Annotated in this window: 15 protein-coding genes and 1 pseudogene; 10 read left to right on the top strand and 6 right to left on the bottom strand. The window is 70.2% G+C overall.

Annotation, left to right across the window (positions count from 1 at the left end):
• The first annotated feature begins 496 nt into the window (after positions 1-496).
• The 5 genes from KUM49_RS01135 to KUM49_RS47955 all read left to right on the top strand — a co-directional run bounded on the left by KUM49_RS01135 (position 497) and on the right by KUM49_RS47955 (position 10501).
• Entirely contained in the window at positions 497-2587 is a 2091-nt protein-coding gene (locus KUM49_RS01135) for a hypothetical protein (protein WP_254400530.1), read from the top strand.
• A 53-nt stretch (positions 2588-2640) separates the two neighbouring features.
• The gene (locus tag KUM49_RS01130; RefSeq protein ID WP_217234717.1) at positions 2641-3906 is read left to right on the top strand and encodes a hypothetical protein; all 1266 of its coding nucleotides are present in this window, start codon (positions 2641-2643) and stop codon (positions 3904-3906) included.
• Positions 3907-4214: 308 nt separating this feature from the next.
• A complete protein-coding gene (gene cimA, locus KUM49_RS01125) occupies positions 4215-5819 on the top strand; it encodes a citramalate synthase (protein ID WP_217234716.1) in 1605 nt (534 codons plus the stop codon).
• A gap of 210 nt (positions 5820-6029) precedes the next feature.
• Positions 6030-9044: a glycoside hydrolase family 3 N-terminal domain-containing protein gene (locus KUM49_RS01120; protein WP_217234715.1), complete on the top strand. Its 3015-nt coding sequence runs from the start codon at positions 6030-6032 to the stop codon at positions 9042-9044.
• Positions 9045-9106: 62 nt separating this feature from the next.
• On the top strand, positions 9107-10501 hold the full coding sequence (locus tag KUM49_RS47955; protein WP_254400529.1) for a hypothetical protein: 1395 nt from the start codon (positions 9107-9109) through the stop codon (positions 10499-10501).
• A gap of 94 nt (positions 10502-10595) precedes the next feature.
• Here KUM49_RS47955 and KUM49_RS01110 read toward each other — a convergent pair whose 3' ends face one another.
• Positions 10596-11378: a serine protease gene (locus tag KUM49_RS01110; RefSeq protein ID WP_217234714.1), complete on the bottom strand. Its 783-nt coding sequence runs from the start codon at positions 11376-11378 to the stop codon at positions 10596-10598.
• 237 nt (positions 11379-11615) lie between these two features.
• Here KUM49_RS01110 and KUM49_RS01105 point away from each other — a divergent pair, with 237 nt between their 5' ends.
• Complete coding sequence (locus KUM49_RS01105; protein ID WP_217234713.1) at positions 11616-12179, top strand: YdeI family protein; 564 nt, start codon at positions 11616-11618, stop codon at positions 12177-12179.
• Between the two features lie 114 nt (positions 12180-12293).
• Here KUM49_RS01105 and KUM49_RS01100 read toward each other — a convergent pair whose 3' ends face one another.
• Positions 12294-12902 (bottom strand): YceI family protein, encoded by a 609-nt coding sequence (locus KUM49_RS01100; protein ID WP_217234712.1) that lies wholly within the window; start codon positions 12900-12902, stop codon positions 12294-12296.
• A gap of 142 nt (positions 12903-13044) precedes the next feature.
• On the opposite strand from KUM49_RS01100, the gene KUM49_RS50590 reads away from it, so the two are divergent.
• Positions 13045-13533: a hypothetical protein gene (locus KUM49_RS50590; protein ID WP_374200116.1), complete on the top strand. Its 489-nt coding sequence runs from the start codon at positions 13045-13047 to the stop codon at positions 13531-13533.
• Between the two features lie 29 nt (positions 13534-13562).
• On the opposite strand, the pseudogene tnpA reads toward KUM49_RS50590, so the two are convergent.
• Positions 13563-14006: pseudogene (tnpA, locus tag KUM49_RS01090) on the bottom strand (IS200/IS605 family transposase).
• A 25-nt stretch (positions 14007-14031) separates the two neighbouring features.
• Here tnpA and KUM49_RS01085 point away from each other — a divergent pair.
• The 3 genes from KUM49_RS01085 to KUM49_RS01075 all read left to right on the top strand — a co-directional run bounded on the left by KUM49_RS01085 (position 14032) and on the right by KUM49_RS01075 (position 17518).
• Entirely contained in the window at positions 14032-15255 is a 1224-nt protein-coding gene (locus KUM49_RS01085) for an RNA-guided endonuclease TnpB family protein (protein ID WP_217234711.1), read from the top strand.
• Between the two features lie 397 nt (positions 15256-15652).
• Positions 15653-17272: an acyl-CoA carboxylase subunit beta gene (locus KUM49_RS01080; protein ID WP_217234710.1), complete on the top strand. Its 1620-nt coding sequence runs from the start codon at positions 15653-15655 to the stop codon at positions 17270-17272.
• 57 nt (positions 17273-17329) lie between these two features.
• Positions 17330-17518: an acyl-CoA carboxylase subunit epsilon gene (locus KUM49_RS01075; RefSeq protein ID WP_217234709.1), complete on the top strand. Its 189-nt coding sequence runs from the start codon at positions 17330-17332 to the stop codon at positions 17516-17518.
• A 154-nt stretch (positions 17519-17672) separates the two neighbouring features.
• On the opposite strand, the gene KUM49_RS01070 is transcribed toward KUM49_RS01075, so the two are convergent.
• The 3 genes from KUM49_RS01070 to KUM49_RS01060 all read right to left on the bottom strand — a co-directional run bounded on the left by KUM49_RS01070 (position 17673) and on the right by KUM49_RS01060 (position 19329).
• Entirely contained in the window at positions 17673-18254 is a 582-nt protein-coding gene (locus KUM49_RS01070) for an ATP/GTP-binding protein (protein WP_026248371.1), read from the bottom strand.
• Entirely contained in the window at positions 18235-18819 is a 585-nt protein-coding gene (locus KUM49_RS01065) for a DUF742 domain-containing protein (RefSeq protein ID WP_217234708.1), read from the bottom strand. The genes KUM49_RS01070 and KUM49_RS01065 overlap by 20 nt, the downstream gene beginning before the upstream one ends.
• A 96-nt stretch (positions 18820-18915) precedes the next feature.
• On the bottom strand, positions 18916-19329 hold the full coding sequence (locus tag KUM49_RS01060; RefSeq protein ID WP_033321188.1) for a roadblock/LC7 domain-containing protein: 414 nt from the start codon (positions 19327-19329) through the stop codon (positions 18916-18918).
• Positions 19330-19332: the final 3 nt, after the last annotated feature.

The raw sequence follows: 19332 nt of genomic DNA, 5'->3' as shown, positions 1-19332 counted from the left end.
GCGTCGAGCTGCAAGGCGGAGGAGGGCGTCGACGTGATGGGGGTCCCCCCGCTCGAGCGAGGTCGAGAGTGGGGGAGTCGGCAACCGGCGACCAACGCCGCAGATCGGCGGGCCAGGCCCCGCGTCTGCGGCATGATCCGCCGGACAGACGCTAGTGTCCTGCGCCAGAAGTCAGGGCCGTCGTGGACTTTGTGTCCGCGGCGGCCCGCACGCGTTCCCGGCCCGTCGCCGACGGGTGCGCCGGCCCGTCCGGCGCCGCCCCCGACGACAGGAAGCCAGGACCGGCGGCCGACGAGCACGCACTCCGTCACCGGGGACGATTCTCGGCCACGGTCGGGACTTCCTGGACGAAAGCCTCCTCGCGGACGCGTGACCCCCCGCCCGGGTTGTACGCAATAAGGCCGATTGACCCGGTGGCCGCTGGTGCGTTTGCCTCGAACGGAGCCCTTGGCGCGGGGCCGGGGGTGAAGCGTCCACGGGGACCACAGGGGGGAACATGTCCAGAGCCGTACATGTGTCCAGAGGCTCGTTAGGCGCGGTGCTGTTGCTGGTGCTCGCCGGAGCCGCCGTTCCGAGTGCCGGCGCAGCACCGCAGGCACCGCACGCACCGCGCGTCGAACGGGTCAGCACCGCCGCCGACGGCGCCCAGGCCGACGGGCCGTCCGACGGCGCCGCGATCAGCGCCGACGGCCGGCGGGTCGCGTTCACGTCCAACGCGCCGAGCTTCGGCTGCGCGCACTTCTCGCCGTGCCTGCTCGTGAAGGACCTGGCCACCGGCGGGGTCACCAGGATCGACCTCGGCAGCGGCCACACCTACGGCTCGCCGCTGCCGAGCGCCGACGGGGGCCGTATCGCCTACTCCGCGGGCACCCGGTTCCTGGCCCCGTACCTGTACGACCGCGCCACCGGCCGCTCGGAGCGGCTGTGGCCCGAGAACCCGCCCGGTCCCCACGAGTTGGGCCGCGCGCAGTCGATCAGCCCGGACGGCACGCACGTCGCGTACACCATCGGCAACCGCAACGGCGACGAGAACTTCCGGCTGTTGTACGTCCGCGACACGGCCACCGGCACCGACGAGCTGATCTCACCGGCCGAGGAGGGCGACAAGGCCGGGGCCTCGGTGAGCGGCGACGGCAAGCAGGTGGCCTACGGCGTCCGCGTCGACTCCGAGACGGACCCGGTCGACGTGTTCGTCAAGAACCGGGCGACGGGCGAGCGGACCCAGGTCGACAAGGGCCTCGGCGTCGCCTACCTGGTCCGCATCACCGCGGACGGCCGCCGCGTCCTCCTGGACGCCGAGAGCGGCCTGTACGTCCACGACCTGAGCACGGGCGAGTCGCGGCGCGTGGCCGAGGGGCGGCCCTTCTCGGCCACGGCGGACGGCGGGTACGCCGTCGTCGGCGGCGAGGACGGGATGCGGGTGCGCGACCTGCGGACGGGCCGGCGCGGGGCGGCTCTCCCTGCGGACGCCCAGTCGGGATCTCAGATGCTGGCCGCCCAGGGGCGTGCGGTGGTGTTCGGTTCGCGGGCGTCCCACCTGGTGGCGGGCGACACCAACCGGGAGCCGGACGTGTTCGTCCTCTCGGGCGGCCTCCGGGAGAACCCGGACCCGATGCCGTCCGTCACCGAACGGATCAGCACGACGCCGGACGGGCGGCAACGTGCCGGGGCGTCCCACGACCCGGCGATGGGGGAGGGCAAGGTCGTCGCCTTCACCTCGCAGGGCACCGACAGCCCGAAGGACACGAACGTCCTCGTCAACGCCACCGAGGGCATCTCCCAGGTCGACTCCGGTACGCAGGGCCCCGCGCACGAGGGCACGCCCTGCTACAGCGGACGCATGGTCGGCTACGTGGCCCCGCTCGCATCCGACGGCGGCCCGGGCGTCCACATCCGCAACCGCTCGGTCGGCAAGCTGACCAGCCTAAGCTCCTACCAGGGCGTCCGCTTCACCTGGATGGGACAGCCCGCGGTGGACCCCACCTGCCAGTGGATCACCTACGCCGCCACCCTGCCCGGCACCGACGCCGACCCGCACCCTCAGCCCCACGTCTACCGCTTCCGGTTCAACGGCGGCACCACGGACCTGGTCAGCGAGCCCTCGGGCGAGGCGGCGGGCAACCCGTCGATCACCTACGACGGCCGGTACATCGCCTTCGAGCAGGACGGTGACATCCACGTCCGCGACCTGGACACCGGCGCCCTGGAGAAGGTCGCCGGCGACTCCTCGGCCCCCTCCCTCAGCTCGGACGGGCGCAAGATCGCCTTCCAGCACGGCCGGGACGTCCACGTCCGCGACCTCGACACCGGCACCACGACCCGGGCCGAGGGCGCGCAGCCCTCGCTCTCGGGGGACGGGACCCGTGTCGCGTACACCTCGGGCCGTTCCGTGTACCTGCTCGAACTCGCCACCGGGAAGCGGCAGTTGATCAGCGTCGACCGCTGGGGCGGCCGCAACGACCTCCCGGCCGGGCACCCGTCCGTCAACGCCGACGGCACGGCCGTCGCGTTCGAGTCGGCGTCACCCGATCTGGTGGCGGGAGACACCAACGGGGTGACGGACGTCTTCCTGCGGACAGTGCAATGACAACGAACGACCACGGGGGAACAACCATGGACAAAACCAACGGGGGAACAACCATGCGTACGAAGAAGCATCGCGCCGCCTTGGCGGCCACCGTCGTCGCGGCCACCGCGGCCATGACACTCACCGGCACCCCGGTGAGCGCCGCACCCGGCGTCCCGTACACGGAGAAGGCGAGCGTGGCCCCGGACGGCACGGACGGCAACGGCGCCTCCGGCGGCCAGAGTCTGAGTGCGAACGGCCGTCACCTGGCCTTCGTCTCCGACGCCGACAACCTGGTCGCGGGCGACACCAACGGCACCGCCGACGCCTTCGTGCGGGATCTGACGACCGGTACCACCCGTCTGGCGAGCACCGCGGAGAACGGCAGTCCGTGGGACGCTCACGTCCTGGACGTCTCCCTGAGTGCCGACGGCCGGTATCTGGCGTTCACCTCCAACGCCACCCACGACACCGCCGACAACCACGTCTTCGTCAAGGACCTGAAGACCGGCGCCCTCCAGCGGATCGACGACGCCGTCGACGCGGGTTACAGCGCCGGCAGCAGCCCCGCCCTCAGCGCCGACGGCCGCTATGTCGCCTTCGTCGCCCTGCGCACGGGTGACACGCCGGCGGGGGACGGCTCGAACCGGGTCTACCGCGTCGACCGCGTGACCGGCGAGGCCGTCCGGATCAGCCAGGTGCCCGGCGAGAACGCCTGGAAATCCGCCGCCACCCGTCCGTCCATCAGCGCGGACGGCAGTCGGGTCGGCTACCAGTTCTTCGTCCCGTACCCCACCCGGGGCGACTGGAGCGACGCCTACGTCCGTGATGTGCCGAGCGGCGAGCTCTTCCAGGCCGACAAGGCACCGGACGGCAGGACCTCCGACGCGCAGACCGAGTACCCGCAGGTCAGCGCCGACGGCCGGTACGCGGTCTTCAACTCGCTCGACTCGCAGCTGACGCCGGGCGACACCAACAACGGACACAACGCCTTCGTTCGCGACCTGAAGACCGGGAAGGTGCGGCGGATCGACGCCGCCGACCCGGCCGCCTCCACCGCCCAGCCCCGGCTCAGCGCCGACAGCCGGTACCTCGTGTTCGGTTCGTCCGACCCTGCCGACCCGAACCATGCGAGCCAGGCGTACGTGCGTGATCTGCGCACCGGGCGCACCGTGCTCGCCAGCCCTTCGGTGCAGGGCGGCCCGAGCGGCTCCTACGGGGTGTCCTTCCCGGTGATCGACCGGCACGGCCGCCAGGTCGCCTTCAGCAGCAGCGCCGCCGACCTCGTGCCCGGCGACTCCGCCGACACCACGCACGTCTTCGTGCGCCACCTGCGGTGATCAACCGAGTGCTCGCATCCTGAGACGGACGGTGAGCACGGGGACGGTCTGTGCCAGACTGCCTCCGTGCTCTCGTTCGCCACGATTATTGGCAGCAGGCGCGCCGGTCCGCAGTGACCGCCACGTACGACCAGGTACGGGCGGACACCGTCGTCTTCGACCCGCGCGCAGACCTCTCGCACCCGCGAGAGGTTTTTCGCTTTTCTGGCCCACCCGCAGCCGGAGGCGAGAGCGCGAGGGACCATGTGAGGACGGTGGAGCCGGTCATTCCGGTACAGACCGAGATCCGACACAGGAGCCTTGACACCATGACCGAAACCAGCGAGCTCGACGATTCGTTCCACGTCTTCGACACCACCCTGCGCGACGGCGCGCAGCGGGAGGGCATCAACCTCACCGTCGCGGACAAGCTGGCCATCGCACGGCACCTGGACGACTTCGGCGTGGGCTTCATCGAGGGCGGCTGGCCCGGCGCCAACCCGCGCGACACCGAGTTCTTCGCCCGCGCCCGGCAGGAGATCGACTTCAAGCACGCCCAGCTGGTCGCCTTCGGCGCCACCCGCCGGGCCGGCGCCAAGGCCGCCGAGGACCCCCAGGTCAAGGCGCTCCTGGACTCGGGAGCCGACGTCATCACCCTGGTGGCCAAGTCCCACGACCGGCACGTGGAACTCGCCCTGCGCACCACGCTCGACGAGAACCTGGAGATGGTCCGCGACACGGTGTCCCACCTGAAGGGGCAGGGCCGCCGCGTCTTCGTCGACTGCGAGCACTTCTTCGACGGCTACCGCGTAAACCCGGAGTACGCCAAGGCGGTCGTACGGGCGGCGTCCGAGGCCGGCGCCGACGTGGTCATCCTCTGCGACACCAACGGCGGCATGCTCCCGGCGCAGGTCCAGGCGGTCGTCGCCACGGTCCTCGCCGACACCGGAGCCCGCCTCGGCATCCACGCCCAGGACGACACGGGCTGCGCGGTCGCCAACACCCTCGCCGCGGTGGACGCGGGCGCGACCCACGTCCAGTGCACGGCCAACGGCTACGGCGAGCGGGTCGGCAACGCCAACCTGTTCCCCGTCGTGGCGGCCCTGGAACTGAAGTACGGCAAGAAGGTGCTGCCCGACGGCAAGCTCCGCGAGATGACGCGCATCTCGCACGCGATCGCCGAGGTCGTGAACCTCACCCCCTCCACCCACCAGCCGTACGTCGGTGTCTCCGCCTTCGCCCACAAGGCGGGCCTGCACGCCTCGGCCATCAAGGTCGACCCCGACCTGTACCAGCACATCGACCCCGAGCAGGTCGGCAACACCATGCGGATGCTGGTCTCCGACATGGCGGGCCGCGCGTCGATCGAGCTCAAGGGCAAGGAACTCGGCGTCGACCTCGGCGGCGACCGCGCGCTGATCCAGCGGGTGGTCGACCGGGTCAAGGAGCGCGAGCTCAAGGGCTACACGTACGAGGCCGCCGACGCGTCCTTCGAACTCCTCCTGCGGGCCGAGGTGGAGGGCAAGCCCCTCAGGTACTTCGAGGTCGAGTCCTGGCGAGCGATCGTCGAGGACCGCCCCGACGGCATCCACGCCAACGAGGCCACCGTCAAGCTCTTCGCCAAGGGCGAGCGCATCGTCGCCACGGCCGAGGGCAACGGCCCGGTCAACGCCCTGGACCGCACCCTGCGCGTCGCCCTGGAGCAGATCTACCCCCAGCTCGCCAAGCTCGACCTCGTCGACTACAAGGTCCGCATCCTGGAGGGCGTCCACGGCACCCAGTCCACGACCCGCGTCCTGATCTCCACCTCCGACGGCGCGGGCGAGTGGTCCACCGTCGGCGTGGCCGAGAACGTGATCGCCGCGTCCTGGCAGGCCCTGGAGGACGCCTACACGTACGGGTTGCTGCGGGCGGGAGTCGAGCCGGCCGAGTAGCAGGCCGCTCAGCAGGAGTCCTCGGCGAGTTTCCCGACTCGCCGAGGCTCACGCCCGGTCGTCGGCCCGTTCCTCGGCCGGGCAGCGGAGTACCGCCCCTCCTGATGTGGTCTTGACGGCTTCCTGGGGCACCGGTTCACTCACGGCGTGTGCTGAGCCGCACGTCGATGCACGAGACACCGTTGGACCACGAGAGCCAGGGGATGTTCCATGCGAAGAACCGCCCTCTTAGCCTCCGCCGCCCTGCTGACCGGACTGCTCCCGCTGGCGTCCGCGCGAGCCGCCGACGACCCGGCGCCCGTCCCCGTCGACCGCTTCGAAGGCGAAGTCCCCTTCGCCTCCCCGCCCGCCGGCGGCATCTTCACCTGGGGCAGCGACACCGACGACCCGCCCGCCCTCGAACTCACCGCACGTGACGACGCCCCCGAGGGCGACAAGGTGCTCACCGGCACCTACGACATCAGCGGCTACGGCGGCTTCACCCACGACTTCGCCTTCGCCGAACCCGCCCACGACTGGTCCGCCCACCAAGGCGTCCGCCTCTGGTGGGACGGGCGGAACAACGGCAAGAGGATCGCCTTCGAGATCAAGGACGGCGGCGCCGACGGGGAGGCCTCCGAGCTCTGGACGACGTCCTTCACGGACGACTTCAGCGGCTGGAAACAGATCGAGATCCCCTTCACCGACTTCGCGTACCGCACGGACTACCAGCCCGTCGGCGGCATCGACCAGATCCTCGGCCTGACCGAGACGTGGGGATACGCCATCACCCTCCCCGTCGGCGTCAAGGGCGACTTCGCCATGGACGGCGTCGAGCTGTACGGCAGGGCCGACCAGTCGCTGCGCGCGAGCGTGACGACCGACGCCGCCGTGTATCCGGTGCAGGAGGGCGGCACGGCCGACGTCCGGTTCACCGTCGCCACCACCGGCTCCGCCCCGATCGACGAGCCCGTCACCATCGCCTACGAGACCACCTCGACCGGCACGGGCACCGACGGCGACTTCACGCCCCTCAAGGGCGAGTTCACCTTCCCCGCGGGCACCGCCTCCGGCACCTCCCGCACCGTCAAGGTCCGCACCCTGAAGGACAAGCAGGCGGAGTCGGCCGAGACGATCCCGCTCAAGCTGACCGTCAACGGCGCCAAACCCCCGTCCGAGACACCGCAGATCGTGATCGACGCGCACGGACTGCCGTATCTCGACGCCAGGTTGCCGGTGAAGAAGCGCGTGGCCGACCTGCTGTCCCGCATGTCCCTCGAGGAGAAGGCCGGGCAGATGACCCAGGCCGAGCGCGGAGCGGTCACCAACCCCGGTGACATCGCCGCGTACGACCTCGGCTCGCTCCTGTCCGGCGGCGGCTCGACACCGACGCCCAACACGCCCGAGGCGTGGGCGAAGATGATCGACGCGTTCCAACTGCGCGCACAGGCGACCCGCTTCCAGATCCCGCTGATCTACGGCGTCGACGCCGTGCACGGTCACAACAACCTGGTCGGCGCGACGATCATGCCGCACAACATCGGCGTCGGAGCGTCCAGGAATCCCCGGCTCGCCCAGAAGACGGCCGCCGTCACCGCCGCCGAGGTCCGGTCCACCGGCATCCCCTGGGACTTCGCCCCCTGCCTGTGCGTCACCCGCGACGAACGCTGGGGCCGCTCCTACGAGGCCTTCGGTGAGGACCCGGCACTGGTCGATGCCATGGAGACGGTCGTCCAGGGCTTCCAAGGCGCCGCCGACGGCAGTGATCTCAAAGACGGCGACAAGGTCCTCGCCACCGCCAAGCACTTCGTCGGGGACGGCGGCACCGAGTACGGCTCGTCCACGACCGGGACGTACACCATCGACCAGGGCGTCACCAAGGTCACCCGGCGGCAGCTGGAGACCGTCCACCTGGCGCCGTACCAGACGGCCGTCGACCGAGGTGTCGGCACGGTCATGCCGTCCTACTCCTCGCTCGACATCGCCGGCGACGGCCGGGGCCCGGTGAAGATGCACGCCCGCGCCGACATGCTGAACGGCGTCCTGAAGGGCCGTATGGGCTTCGACGGCTTCGTCGTCAGCGACTGGGCGGCCATCGACCAGCTCCCGGGCGACTACGCCTCCGACGTCCGCACGTCCGTCAACGCGGGCCTCGACATGATCATGGTCCCGTACGCCTACCAGGACTTCCACGCCACACTCCTCGACGAGGTCGAGACGGGCCGCGTCGGTGAGCGGCGGATCGACGACGCCGTGTCGCGCATCCTCACCCAGAAGTTCAAGCTCGGGCTCTTCGAGAAGCCGTACGCCGACACGAGCGGCGCGTCCCGGATCGGCTCCGCCGGGCACCGCGCCGTGGCCCGCCAGGCGGTCGCCGAGTCGCAGGTGCTGCTGAAGAACTCCACGGGGCTGCTGCCGCTGCGGAAGAGCCAGAAGGTGTACGTCGCCGGGTCCAACGCCGACGACATCGGCAACCAGAGCGGCGGCTGGACCGTCACCTGGCAGGGCTCCTCCGGTGACATCACCCCCGGCACGACCATCCTCGAAGGGATGCGCGAGGCGGGCGGTGACGTCACCTACTCCAAGGACGCCTCGGCACCGACGGGCGGCCACGACGTCGGGGTGGTCGTCGTCGGCGAGACCCCGTACGCCGAGGGCATGGGCGACGTCGGCAACGGCCACGACCTGGAGCTGTCCGCCGCCGACCGAGCGGCCGTCGACACGGTGTGCGCCGCGATGAGGTGCGCGGTGCTGATCGTCTCCGGGCGCCCCCAGCTCCTCGGGGACCGGCTCGGCGACATCGACGCCCTGGTCGCCTCCTGGCTGCCGGGCACGCAGGGAGACGGCGTGGCCGACGTCCTGTACGGCAGGCGGCCCTTCACCGGACAGCTCCCGGTGACCTGGCCGAAGTCCCAGGCGCAGCTGCCGATCAACGTCGGCGACGCGGCGTACGACCCGCAGTTCCCCTACGGCTGGGGACTCACGACCCTGAGCCGGGTCCCGGAGGGCGGCACGACGGCCCTGAAGGCACTCGGCGTCGCGGCCGGGGCGGCCGAGCGGGCCGGAGCCGAGGAGACCGGCCGTGCGCTCGTCACCAGGGCCCGGCTGATCGTCCAGCAGAAGGTGGGCCAGGACGTCACGGCGGCGGTCGCGAAGCCCTTCGCCGACGCGGACCATCTGCTGCTGACCGGGCGGTACGGAGAGGCGGTGGAGAAGCTGACGGCGGCCTATCGGGCGGCGGCCTGAGCGACCGGGTTCCCGCTGGTCCGAAGAGACCTTTTTCGTCGGCTTTCGGGTAGCTTCGAAGTATGAAGGTCGCCCTATCGGCCCGAAGCCTTGCCGGACTGCTCGCCGCACTGGCGCTCGCCGTCCTGACGGCCCTGACCGTCCTGACGGCGGGCGCCCCGCGCGCCTTTGCGGCCACCGACGTCTCGACGATCGCCGAGGCCCTGCGCGAGGATCCGGTGTACGTCGCCCCGGCCGCCTCCGACCAGCTCTCCGCCGCCGACGCCGACGCGCTGGCCGAGCAGATCAAGGACGCCGACAAGCCCCTCTTCGTCGCCGTCCTGCCCGCCGACCAGCCGACCGAGCAGCTCTTCACCGACCTGCGCACCGCCACCGGTATCACCGGCCTGTACGCGATCCGCGTCGGCGACGACTTCGACGCCCGCGCCGACTCCTCGGTTCTGTCGCCCACGGCGGTACGGAATCTCGTCAGCAGCGTCGGGACGGAGAAGGCCGCCGAGACGCAGATCGACGACTTCACCGACCGCGCCCTGACCAACATGGGCGGCTCGGCCCCGGCAGGCTGGGACACCTCCGACGGCGGCGGCGCGTCCACCGCCGGGCTGATCACCGCCGGTGTGGTCCTGGTGGCGGGCGGCGGGGGAGCGTACGCGCTCGTACGGCGCAGGCGGCGCCGGCACGAGGAGGCGCAGCGGGCCGCGCTGGAGAGGCTGCGCGTCGTGGTCGACGAGGACATCACCGCCTTCGGCGAGGAGCTGGACCGTCTCGACTTCCATCCCGGGGAGCCGGGCGCCACCGACGCCATGCGCGAGGACTACGAACGCGGGCTGGACTCGTACGAGAAGGCGAAGACGTTCATGGCCCAGGCCGCGAAACCGGAGGACGTCCGGGCCGTCACCCAGTCCATCGACGACGGCCGCTTCTCACTGGCCAGACTCGCCGCCCGCCGCGAGGGCCGGCCGCTGCCCGAGCGCCGGGCCCCCTGCTTCTTCGACCCGCGCCACGGCCCCTCGGTCGCCGACGCGACCTGGACACCGGTGGACGGCACCCCGCGCGAGGTCCCGGTCTGCGCGGCTGACCGGACCCGCCTGACGGACGGCCGCGATCCGGTGATCCGCGAGGTCGACACGGAACAGGGCCGCCGCCCCTACTGGGACGCGGGCCCCGCCTACGGTCCCTGGGCGGGCGGCTACTTCGGCGGCGGCATCCTGCCCGGCCTGCTCATCGGCACGATGCTCGGCAGCATGATGGCCACCCCGGCCTACGCCGCCGACTACGGCTCCGGCTACGGCGACTTCGGCGCCGGCGGCTACGAGGGCGGTGACGTGTCCGGCGCGGACTTCCACACCGACGACTTCGGCGGCGGCTTCGGCGGCGGGGACTACGGCGGAGGCGGCGACTTCGGCGGAGGCGGCGACTTCGGCGGAGGCGGCGGGGACTTCGGCGGCGGGTTCTGACGCTCCGGCGCAGGTTCTGACGCTCCGGGACGGGCCCGGCGCAGGACAGCGCCGGGCCCGGTCGTACGAGGTGACGAGGTGAGGCGCGCGTGCGTCAGAGCGTGGACGCGGCCGAGGCGATCGCGGAGGCGAAGGTGGAGACCTCGGTGTAGACGCCGGGGGCGTTGGGCCGTGCGCAGCCTATGCCCCAGCTGACGATGCCCACCTGGATCCAGGCGTTGGCGCTGTCCCTGCGGAACATCGGGCCGCCGGAGTCGCCCTGGCAGGTGTCGACGCCGCCGGCCGCGTAGCCGGCGCAGATCTCCTCGGCGGCGACGAGGCCGCTGTAGCCGCTGTAGGAGCGACAGGTGGCGTCGCTGACGAACGGCACGTTGGCCTTGAGCATGTACCGCTGCTGGGCGCCGCCCTCGGAGGCCGAGCCCCAGCCGGCGACGGTGAAGGTGCCGGTGTTGTACTGCGTGGTCGTGGCGATCTTCAGCGTCGGCAGGTTGATGGGCGCGGCGAGCTTGATGAGTGCCCAGTCCTTGCCGGTGCCGTTGTAGCCGGGGGCCCGGTACACCTTGGTGGACCTGACCTGGACCCGGCCGGTGGTGGACTGGAGGTCCACGACACCGGCGGTGGCGGTGATGCTGGTGTTGTTGCCGGTCGCGCCCACGCAGTGCGCGGCGGTGAGCACGATCTGCTGGGTGTACAGCGCGCCGCCACAGCCCATCGAGAGCCGGACCATGAACGGGAACTCGCCCTGCGCGGCACGGGTGCCGCCGACGACGGGGGCGGGGGCGGCGTTGGCGGCCGAGACGGGCTGAAGGCTGGCGATCGCGAGGGCGGCGGCACCGACGGCCGCGCATCTCTTGAGTGCCGTGAGGAGTCTCTTCAACGTGATGCCTTCCGTGGGGGGTTGACCTGGGGACGGTGCGAGACGTACGAGGAGACACAAAATTGACGCGCGCATGTCATTAAGGGCAACAAAGAAGTGCCTCTTGCTGGCATGCGCAGGTCAAATCTGTTGCTGGATTATGAGAACCCCGTGAGCGCCCGCACAAGGGGTGGGATTCGGCCACGCGCACAGCGCTCACCGGCCGCGTCCCATCGGCTCGCCGCCTACGGTGTCCCCATGACCCCCGAGGACCCGCAGCCCCGAGCCTTCGACACCACGACCGCCCTCGACGACTGGCTCACCGCCCACCCGGCCCCTCACCCGGGCCTGTGGGTCAAGGTCGCCAAGAAGTCCTCGGGCCTGCCCTCCGTCACCGCCGCCGACGTCAACGACGTGGCCCTCTGCCACGGCTGGATCACGGGTCAGCGCAAGGCGCTCGACGCCACGCACTACCTGCAGCGGATCACCCCGCGTCGCCCCGGCAGCCTGTGGTCGATGGTCAATGTGCGGCGCGTGGAGGAACTGACGGCGGGCGGCCGTATGCGCCCCGCCGGACTCGCCGAGGTGGAGTCCGCGAAGGCCGACGGAAGATGGGCCGCCGCGTACGAGTCGCAACGCGAGGCCACCGTCCCCGACGACCTCATCACCGCCCTGGAACGGAACCCCCGCGCCAAGGCCGCCTTCGAGCGCCTCGGCAAGACGGACCGGTACCTCGCCATGCTCCCCGTCCTGCGGGCCCGTACGCCGGAGGGCCGCGAGGCTCAACTGGCGGCGGCCGTCGGCAGACTGGCGCGGGGATGACACGCCGAGCGCCCGCCCTCCCGGTCCGTGGGGATCGGAGGGCGGGCGCGCTCGGTGCTCACGTGTCTCGACGGCTCACCGGGTTGCGGCTCCTCGGGGCAGCCGCCGGCAGGCTCACGCGTTCTTGATCGCCGAGATGTCGAAGTTCAGCTTGATCTTGTCGGAGACCAGGACGCCGCCGGTCTCCAGCGCCGCGTTCCAGGTCAGGCCCCACTCGGAGCGGATGATCTCCGCCTTGCCCTCGAAGCCGACGCGCTCGTTGCCGAAGGGGTCCTTCGCGGCGCCGTTGAACTCGAGGTCGATGGTGATCGGCTTGGTGACGCCGAGGACGCTGAGGTCGCCGGTGATGCGGTAGTCGTCGCCGCCCAGGGCCTCGGCCGAGGTCGAGCGGAAGGTCATCGTCGGGAACTCGTCCGTCTTGAAGAAGTCCGAGCCCTTGAGGTGACCGTCGCGGTCCGCGGAGCCCGTGTCGATGCTGTCCATCTTGACGTCGATGGACGCCGTGGACGCGGACGGGTCGCCGCCGTCGAGGTGCAGGGAGCCGCTGAAGTCGAGGAACTTGCCCTTGACGTTGGTGACCATGGCGTGCCGGGCGACGAAGCCGAGCGTCGTGTGGGACGGGTCGATGGTGTAGTCACCGGTCAGCGCGGCGAGGTCGGGGTTCAGGGCGGCGGGCGCCGCGGCGGTCGTGTCGGCGCTGTCCTTGCGGCCGAAGATGCCCATGACGTGCTCCTAGCGGATCGACGGGGTGATGTTGAATGTTCAACCAGGTCAACAGAGACGACCGTAGACCTATTCCGGTGACGCTTCAACCTTTTCGGCGGAGTGCTGGGCCGATGGCGCGGAAGTGGTAGACAAAACGGTCATGGATCCGCAGCGCCGAGCCTTCGCCCTGCCCGGCCCCACCCGCCGGGCCCTCCTGCTCACCGCCGCCCTGCCTGCGACGACCACGACGACCATCGCCGCCGCCCCCCGGCTCCCTGCGGACGCGGCCGCCGACCCCTACGACACCCTCCGCCGACGCTGGCTCGACCTCGACCTCGACCTCGACCTCGACCTCGACCTCGCCCTCGGCACCGGCTACGACCCCGCCACCGAGCCGTACGCCTCCCGCCTCGCCGAAACCGGCGAGCTCGCCCGCGGCTTCCGCACGGCCGGCGGGCTGACCGCGTCCGCCGGTGCGAGCGTGCTGGCCCGCCGCCGAGGCCGCACCGCTACGGGGTTCATTCGCAGTGCATCGGGCCTTCAGCCCGGTGGTGAAGCGAATCTGATGGTTGCGAGCGGAGCGTCGCCGCTTCTGGTCCGGCGGAGCCGGACACGGCATGTTCACCACCCGCGGCGCGGAGCGTCGTGATCGCTGGTCCCGGCAAAGCCGGGCTGTGCTCACACCGGCCGGTTCTGCTGTTCGATGTACTGCCTGACCACGGTGAGCAGTGCGCCGCCGACGGTTCCGGCGAAGTAGGAGCCGGACCACAGCTTGTTGGCCCTCCAGTAGTGCCGTCCAGGCAGGGGAACTCTCCCCCAGCCTTCGGCCGGGAGGTGCCCCCAGGCGCAGACGGCGCGAGGAGACACCCTTGAGGGAGTTGACCCGTTTGGTGACGGCGACCTTGGGCGGGAAGTTCACCAGCAGGTGGACGTGGTTGTTCTCGCCGTTGAACTCCACCAGATCGCACTCGAAGTCCGCGCACACCGACCGCATGATCTCCTCCATGCGCCTCAAGTGGGCATCGGTGAACACCTTGTGCCGGAACTTGGTCACGAAGACCAAGTGCACATGCATCACGAAAGTATGTGCCGACCAGTTCTGATCTTCTGCATCTCACCCATAACCCAAGTATGTAGCGTGATCGTCATGCAGCTCCGGTACGCCTTCCGGTTGTACCCGGACCCCGGCCAGCAGAGGGCGTTGGCGAAGGCGTTCGGGTGCGCCCGCGTCGTGTTCAACGACGCGGTGCGCGCCCGCGAGGACGCCCGCAAGGCCCAGCAGCCGTTCCCGAAGATCGGCGAGCTGTCCACCCGCCTGATCACCCAGGCGAAGCAGACCACCTCACGCTCCTGGCTGGGCGAGGTCTCCGCGGTCGTCCTGCAGCAGTCCCTGCGCGACGTCGAGACCGCGTACCGCAACTTCTTCGTCTCCCTCAAGGGCACCCGCAAGGGCCCCAAGGTGGGCGCCCCGCGCTTCAAGTCCCGCAAGGACGCCCGGCAGTCGATCCGGTTCACCGCCAACGCCCGCTGGCACCTCACCGACAGCGGCCGGCTGAACCTGCCGAAGATCGGTCCGGTGAAGGTGAAGTGGTCCCGCACGCTGCCCGCCACCCCCACCTCGGTCACCGTCATCAAGGACTCCGCCGGGCGGTACTTCGCCTCCTTCGTCATCGACACCGACCCACAGGCGGATGCCGAGCGGGTGCCCGCCACCGACCGCACCATCGGCATCGACCTCGGCCTGACGCACTTTGCCGTCCTGTCCGACGGTACGAAGATCGACTCCCCGCGGTTTCTGCGCCGCGCGGAGAAGAAGCTGAAGAAGGCCCAGCGAGAACTGTCCCGCAAGCAGAAAGGTTCGAAGAACCGCGAAAAAGCCCGGCTCAAGGTCGCTCGCGCCCACGTCAAGGTCACCGACGCCCGCCATGAGTTCCACCACCAGCTCTCCACGAAGCTGATCTCCGAGAACCAAGGGATCGCCGTGGAGGACCTGTCGGTGACGGGACTGGCACGCACCAGACTGGCCCAGTCCGTCCACGACGCTGGCTGGGCCTCATTCGTGAACATGCGGGAGTACAAAGCACAACGGTACGGGCGGGCCCTGATCAAGATCGGCCGGTTTGAGCCGACGAGTCAGGTCTGCTCCACCTGCGGCGTCAAAGACGGGCCCAAACCCCTCGGCGTGAGGGAATGGACGTGCGCCGCCTGCGGCACAGTCCACGACCGGGACATCAACGCCGCGATCAACGTGAAGACGGCCGCCGGACTGGCGGTATCGGCCTGCGGAGCGCCGGTAAGACCAGAACTCGTTCTGGCACACTGCGAAGAAACAGGAAGCCACGGATTCCCGACCGAACCCCGTGCCGCGTAGCGGCACAGCAACGATCGAGAAGGCCAGAATCCTCGGGCTTCAGCCCGAGGTGCAAGTCAACCTCTGCGTGAGCGAGCCGCCGCCCCGCACTGGTGCGCCGCTGAGATCGGCTGGGACCACCCGATGGGCGCGGTGATCCGCGCGGACCCTCGGTCGGTGGTCTCCACAGGCCGCCGACTGGGTGTGCGTGTCACCCCGGGGAGGGCATGTGCCACCCATGAATGTGAGGTGACTCTCACCGGATGAGTTTGTACGACCCCTACAAGCACGGTGCCCTCTGAGCAGTCAGAAGGGCTGCATGCAGCCCCGGTTCTGTTCAGGGGTACCAAGGAAACGGTCCGGAGACTGTACGGAGTCGACGGCGAGCTTTCCTTGGTGGTGTTCGTAAGGTCGCTACATGACCGTTTTGGATGAGGCGCCGGGTGAGTCGACCGACGAGGCGACGGGCGAGCCGACGGGTGAACCGACGGACGCGCGCGGACGGGTCGCCGAGCTGCACGAGATCCGTGCGCAGGCGCTGGCCGGCCCCGGCGAGAAGGCGACCGCGGCGCAGCACGCCAAGGGCAAGCTGACCGCACGGGAGCGCATCGAGCTCCTCCTGGACCCGGATTCCTTCCGGGAGGTCGAACAACTGCGGCGACACCGGGCGACCGGCTTCGGCCTGGAGGCGAAGAGGCCGTACACGGACGGTGTCATCACCGGCTGGGGCACCGTGGAGGGCCGTACGGTCTTCGTCTACGCCCATGACTTCCGCATCTTCGGCGGCGCGCTGGGCGAGGCCCACGCCACGAAGATCCACAAGATCATGGACATGGCCATCGCGGCCGGCGCCCCGCTGGTCTCCCTGAACGACGGCGCGGGCGCCCGTATCCAGGAAGGCGTCTCCGCGCTCGCCGGCTACGGCGGCATCTTCCAGCGCAACACCAAGGCCTCCGGAGTCATCCCGCAGATCTCGGTGATGCTCGGCCCGTGCGCGGGCGGCGCCGCCTACAGCCCCGCCCTCACCGACTTCGTGTTCATGGTCCGCGAGACCTCGCAGATGTTCATCACCGGCCCGGACGTCGTCAAGGCGGTCACCGGCGAGGAGATCACCCAGAACGGCCTCGGCGGCGCGGATGTGCACGCCGAGACGTCCGGCGTGGCGCACTTCGCCTACGACGACGAGGAGACCTGCCTCGCCGAGGTGCGCTACCTGCTGTCGATGCTCCCGCAGAACAACCGCGAGAACCCGCCCCGGGTGGAGCCGAGCGACGAGACGGACCGCCGCAGCGAGATCCTGCTCGACCTGGTCCCGGCGGACGGCAACCGGCCGTACGACATGACCAAGGTCATCGAGGAGATCGTCGACGACGGCGACTACCTGGAGGTCCACGAGCGCTGGGCCCGCAACATCATCTGCGCCCTGGCCCGCCTCGACGGCCAGGTGGTGGGCATCGTCGCCAACCAGCCGCAGTCCCTGGCCGGGGTCCTGGACATCGAGGCGTCGGAAAAAGCTGCACGCTTTGTCCAGATGTGCGACGCTTTTAACATCCCGATCATCACTTTCCTGGACGTCCCCGGGTTCCTCCCGGGCGTCGACCAGGAGCACGGCGGGATCATCCGGCACGGAGCGAAGCTGCTCTACGCCTACTGCAACGCGACCGTGCCGAGGATCTCCCTGATCCTGCGCAAGGCCTACGGAGGTGCCTACATCGTCATGGACAGCCAGTCCATCGGTGCGGACCTCACCTACGCGTGGCCGACCAACGAGATCGCCGTCATGGGCGCGGAAGGCGCGGCCAACGTGATCTTCCGCCGCCAGATCGCCGAGGCCGAGGACCCCGAGGCCATGCGGACCCGCATGGTCAAGGAGTACAAGTCCGAGCTCATGCACCCGTACTACGCGGCGGAGCGCGGCCTGGTCGACGACGTCATCGACCCCGCGGAGACCCGCGAGGTGCTGATCAAGTCCCTGGCGATGCTGCACACCAAGCACGCCGACCTGCCCTCCCGCAAGCACGGCAACCCCCCGCAGTAACCCTGCGGAACCTCTGCGGTTCCCCCGCGGAAACCTCTCTCACGGAGACTGACACCCATGACCACGCATGACATTCGTGTCGAGAAGGGCCACGCCGAGCCCGAGGAAGTCGCCGCCATCACGGCCATCCTCCTGGCCCGCGCGGCCGCCGCCCCTGCCGCCCCGACCCGCCGAGGCCGCCCGAAGGCAGGCTGGCGCCGCCTGGAGCGCGAGCCCGGCTTCCGCGCCCCGCACAGCTGGCACTGAGCCCCGCGCACAACTGACGAAGGCCCCGACCGCCCCCTTGGGCGGCCGGGGCCTTCGCGCATCCCTTGGGGCCCGCGCGGCTCTGGAGATCCGCTGGGACGCAAACGGCCCCCGTGCCTCCCGGGGGAGGCGCAGGGGCCGTTGGAGTCTCTCGTTACCGCAGGCGTGCCATCAGAGCGTGCTCCACGAGCGTGATCAGCGCCGACTTCGCGTCCGCGCGGTGGCGGGCGTCCGTCGTGATGATCGGGGTGTCGGGGCCGATCTGGAGGGCCTCGCGGACCTCGTCCGGGTTGTACGGCTGGTTGCCGTCGAAGCCGTTGAGGGCGATCACGAAGGGCAGACCGCTGTTCTCGAAGTAGTCGACCGCGGGGAAGCAGTCGGCGAGGCGGCGGGTGTCCACGAGGACGATCGCGCCGATCGCGCCGCGCACCAGGTCGTCCCACATGAACCAGAAGCGGTCCTGGCCGGGCGTGCCGAACAGGTACAGGATCAGGTCCTGGTCCAGGGTGATACGGCCGAAGTCCATGGCGACCGTGGTGGTCGTCTTGTCTCCGGTGTGGGTGAGGTCGTCGATGCCCGCGCTCGCGGACGTCATCACGGCCTCTGTGCGCAGCGGGTTGATCTCCGAGACGGCGCCGACGAACGTGGTCTTGCCCACGCCGAAGCCGCCAGCCACCACGATCTTCGCGGAGGTGGTGGAGCGGGAAGGCCCTCCGCTAGAGCTTGCGAAGTCCACTGAGCACCCTTTCGAGCAGTGTCACGTCTGGCTGGCCGCCGGCGCTCTCGTCGCCGCCGGGCTGATGGATGGCGACCAGGCCCGCCTCCGCCAAGTCGGCGACGAGGATCCTGGCCACGCCGAGAGGGATCGTGAGCAGGGCCGAGATCTCGGCCACCGACTTGATCTCCCGGCAGAGGTTGCAGATCCGCTGATGCTCGGGCAACTGGCCCTGCATCTGGTGCGGAGCCGCGGTGGTGTGCACCAGCGCCTCGATGGCGAGCTGGTACCGCGGCCTGGTGCGGCCGCCCGTCATGGCGTAGGGGCGCACCAGGGGGTTGTTCGCCGCCCCGGCGGGCGCGGGCTCAGGGGCACGTCGTTGCGGCTGCACGGGCTGGATGCGCGGGGCCGGCGGCTGGTCGTACGGCGACGGCCCGGGGCCCTGGGGTGCGTACGGCTGCTGACGCCGTTGGCTCGGAGCGGAGGGGAAGTTGTAACGGTTGGGGTTCTGGGAACCGTCGCCCTGGCCCTGGCCAGGGCCGTACGACCAGTTACCCGAAGGTGAACCGCCTGGGGGTGTTGCCACTTTCTGTCCTCCTCCGACTGTGCCTCGCACCCATCACTGTGGAGCCGCGTCCCGAAACCTTATGGCCTCGGGACGCCAAAACGCACCGTGTGTCTGTTAGTTGAGCAGGCTCCCCTGGAGCTCCGCACGCAGATCGGGCGTCAGGACCGTACCGGCGCGGTCGACCAGGAGCGCCATCTCGTACCCCACGAGGCCGATGTCGGCCTCCGGATGCGCGAGCACCGCGAGCGACGAACCGTCGGAAATGGACATGATGAAGAGGAATCCGCGCTCCATCTCCACAACCGTCTGATTCACGCTGCCACCCTCGAAGATACGGGAGGCGCCTGCCGTCAGAGACGTCAGACCGGAGGCGACGGCCGCGAGCTGGTCGGCACGGTCGCGCGGAAAGCCTTCGGACATCGCCAGAAGGAGTCCGTCGGCGGAGACCACCACGGTGTGGGACACCCCGGGGGTGTTGTCCACGAAGTTGGTGATCAACCAGTTCAGGTTCTGCGCCGCCTGGCTCATCGG

This window comes from Streptomyces sp. AC555_RSS877 (assembly GCF_019049245.1).
GTDB lineage: Bacteria > Actinomycetota > Actinomycetes > Streptomycetales > Streptomycetaceae > Streptomyces.
The sequence above is the reverse complement of the archived record's forward strand: the minus strand, read 5'-3'. Positions and strand labels throughout refer to the sequence as shown.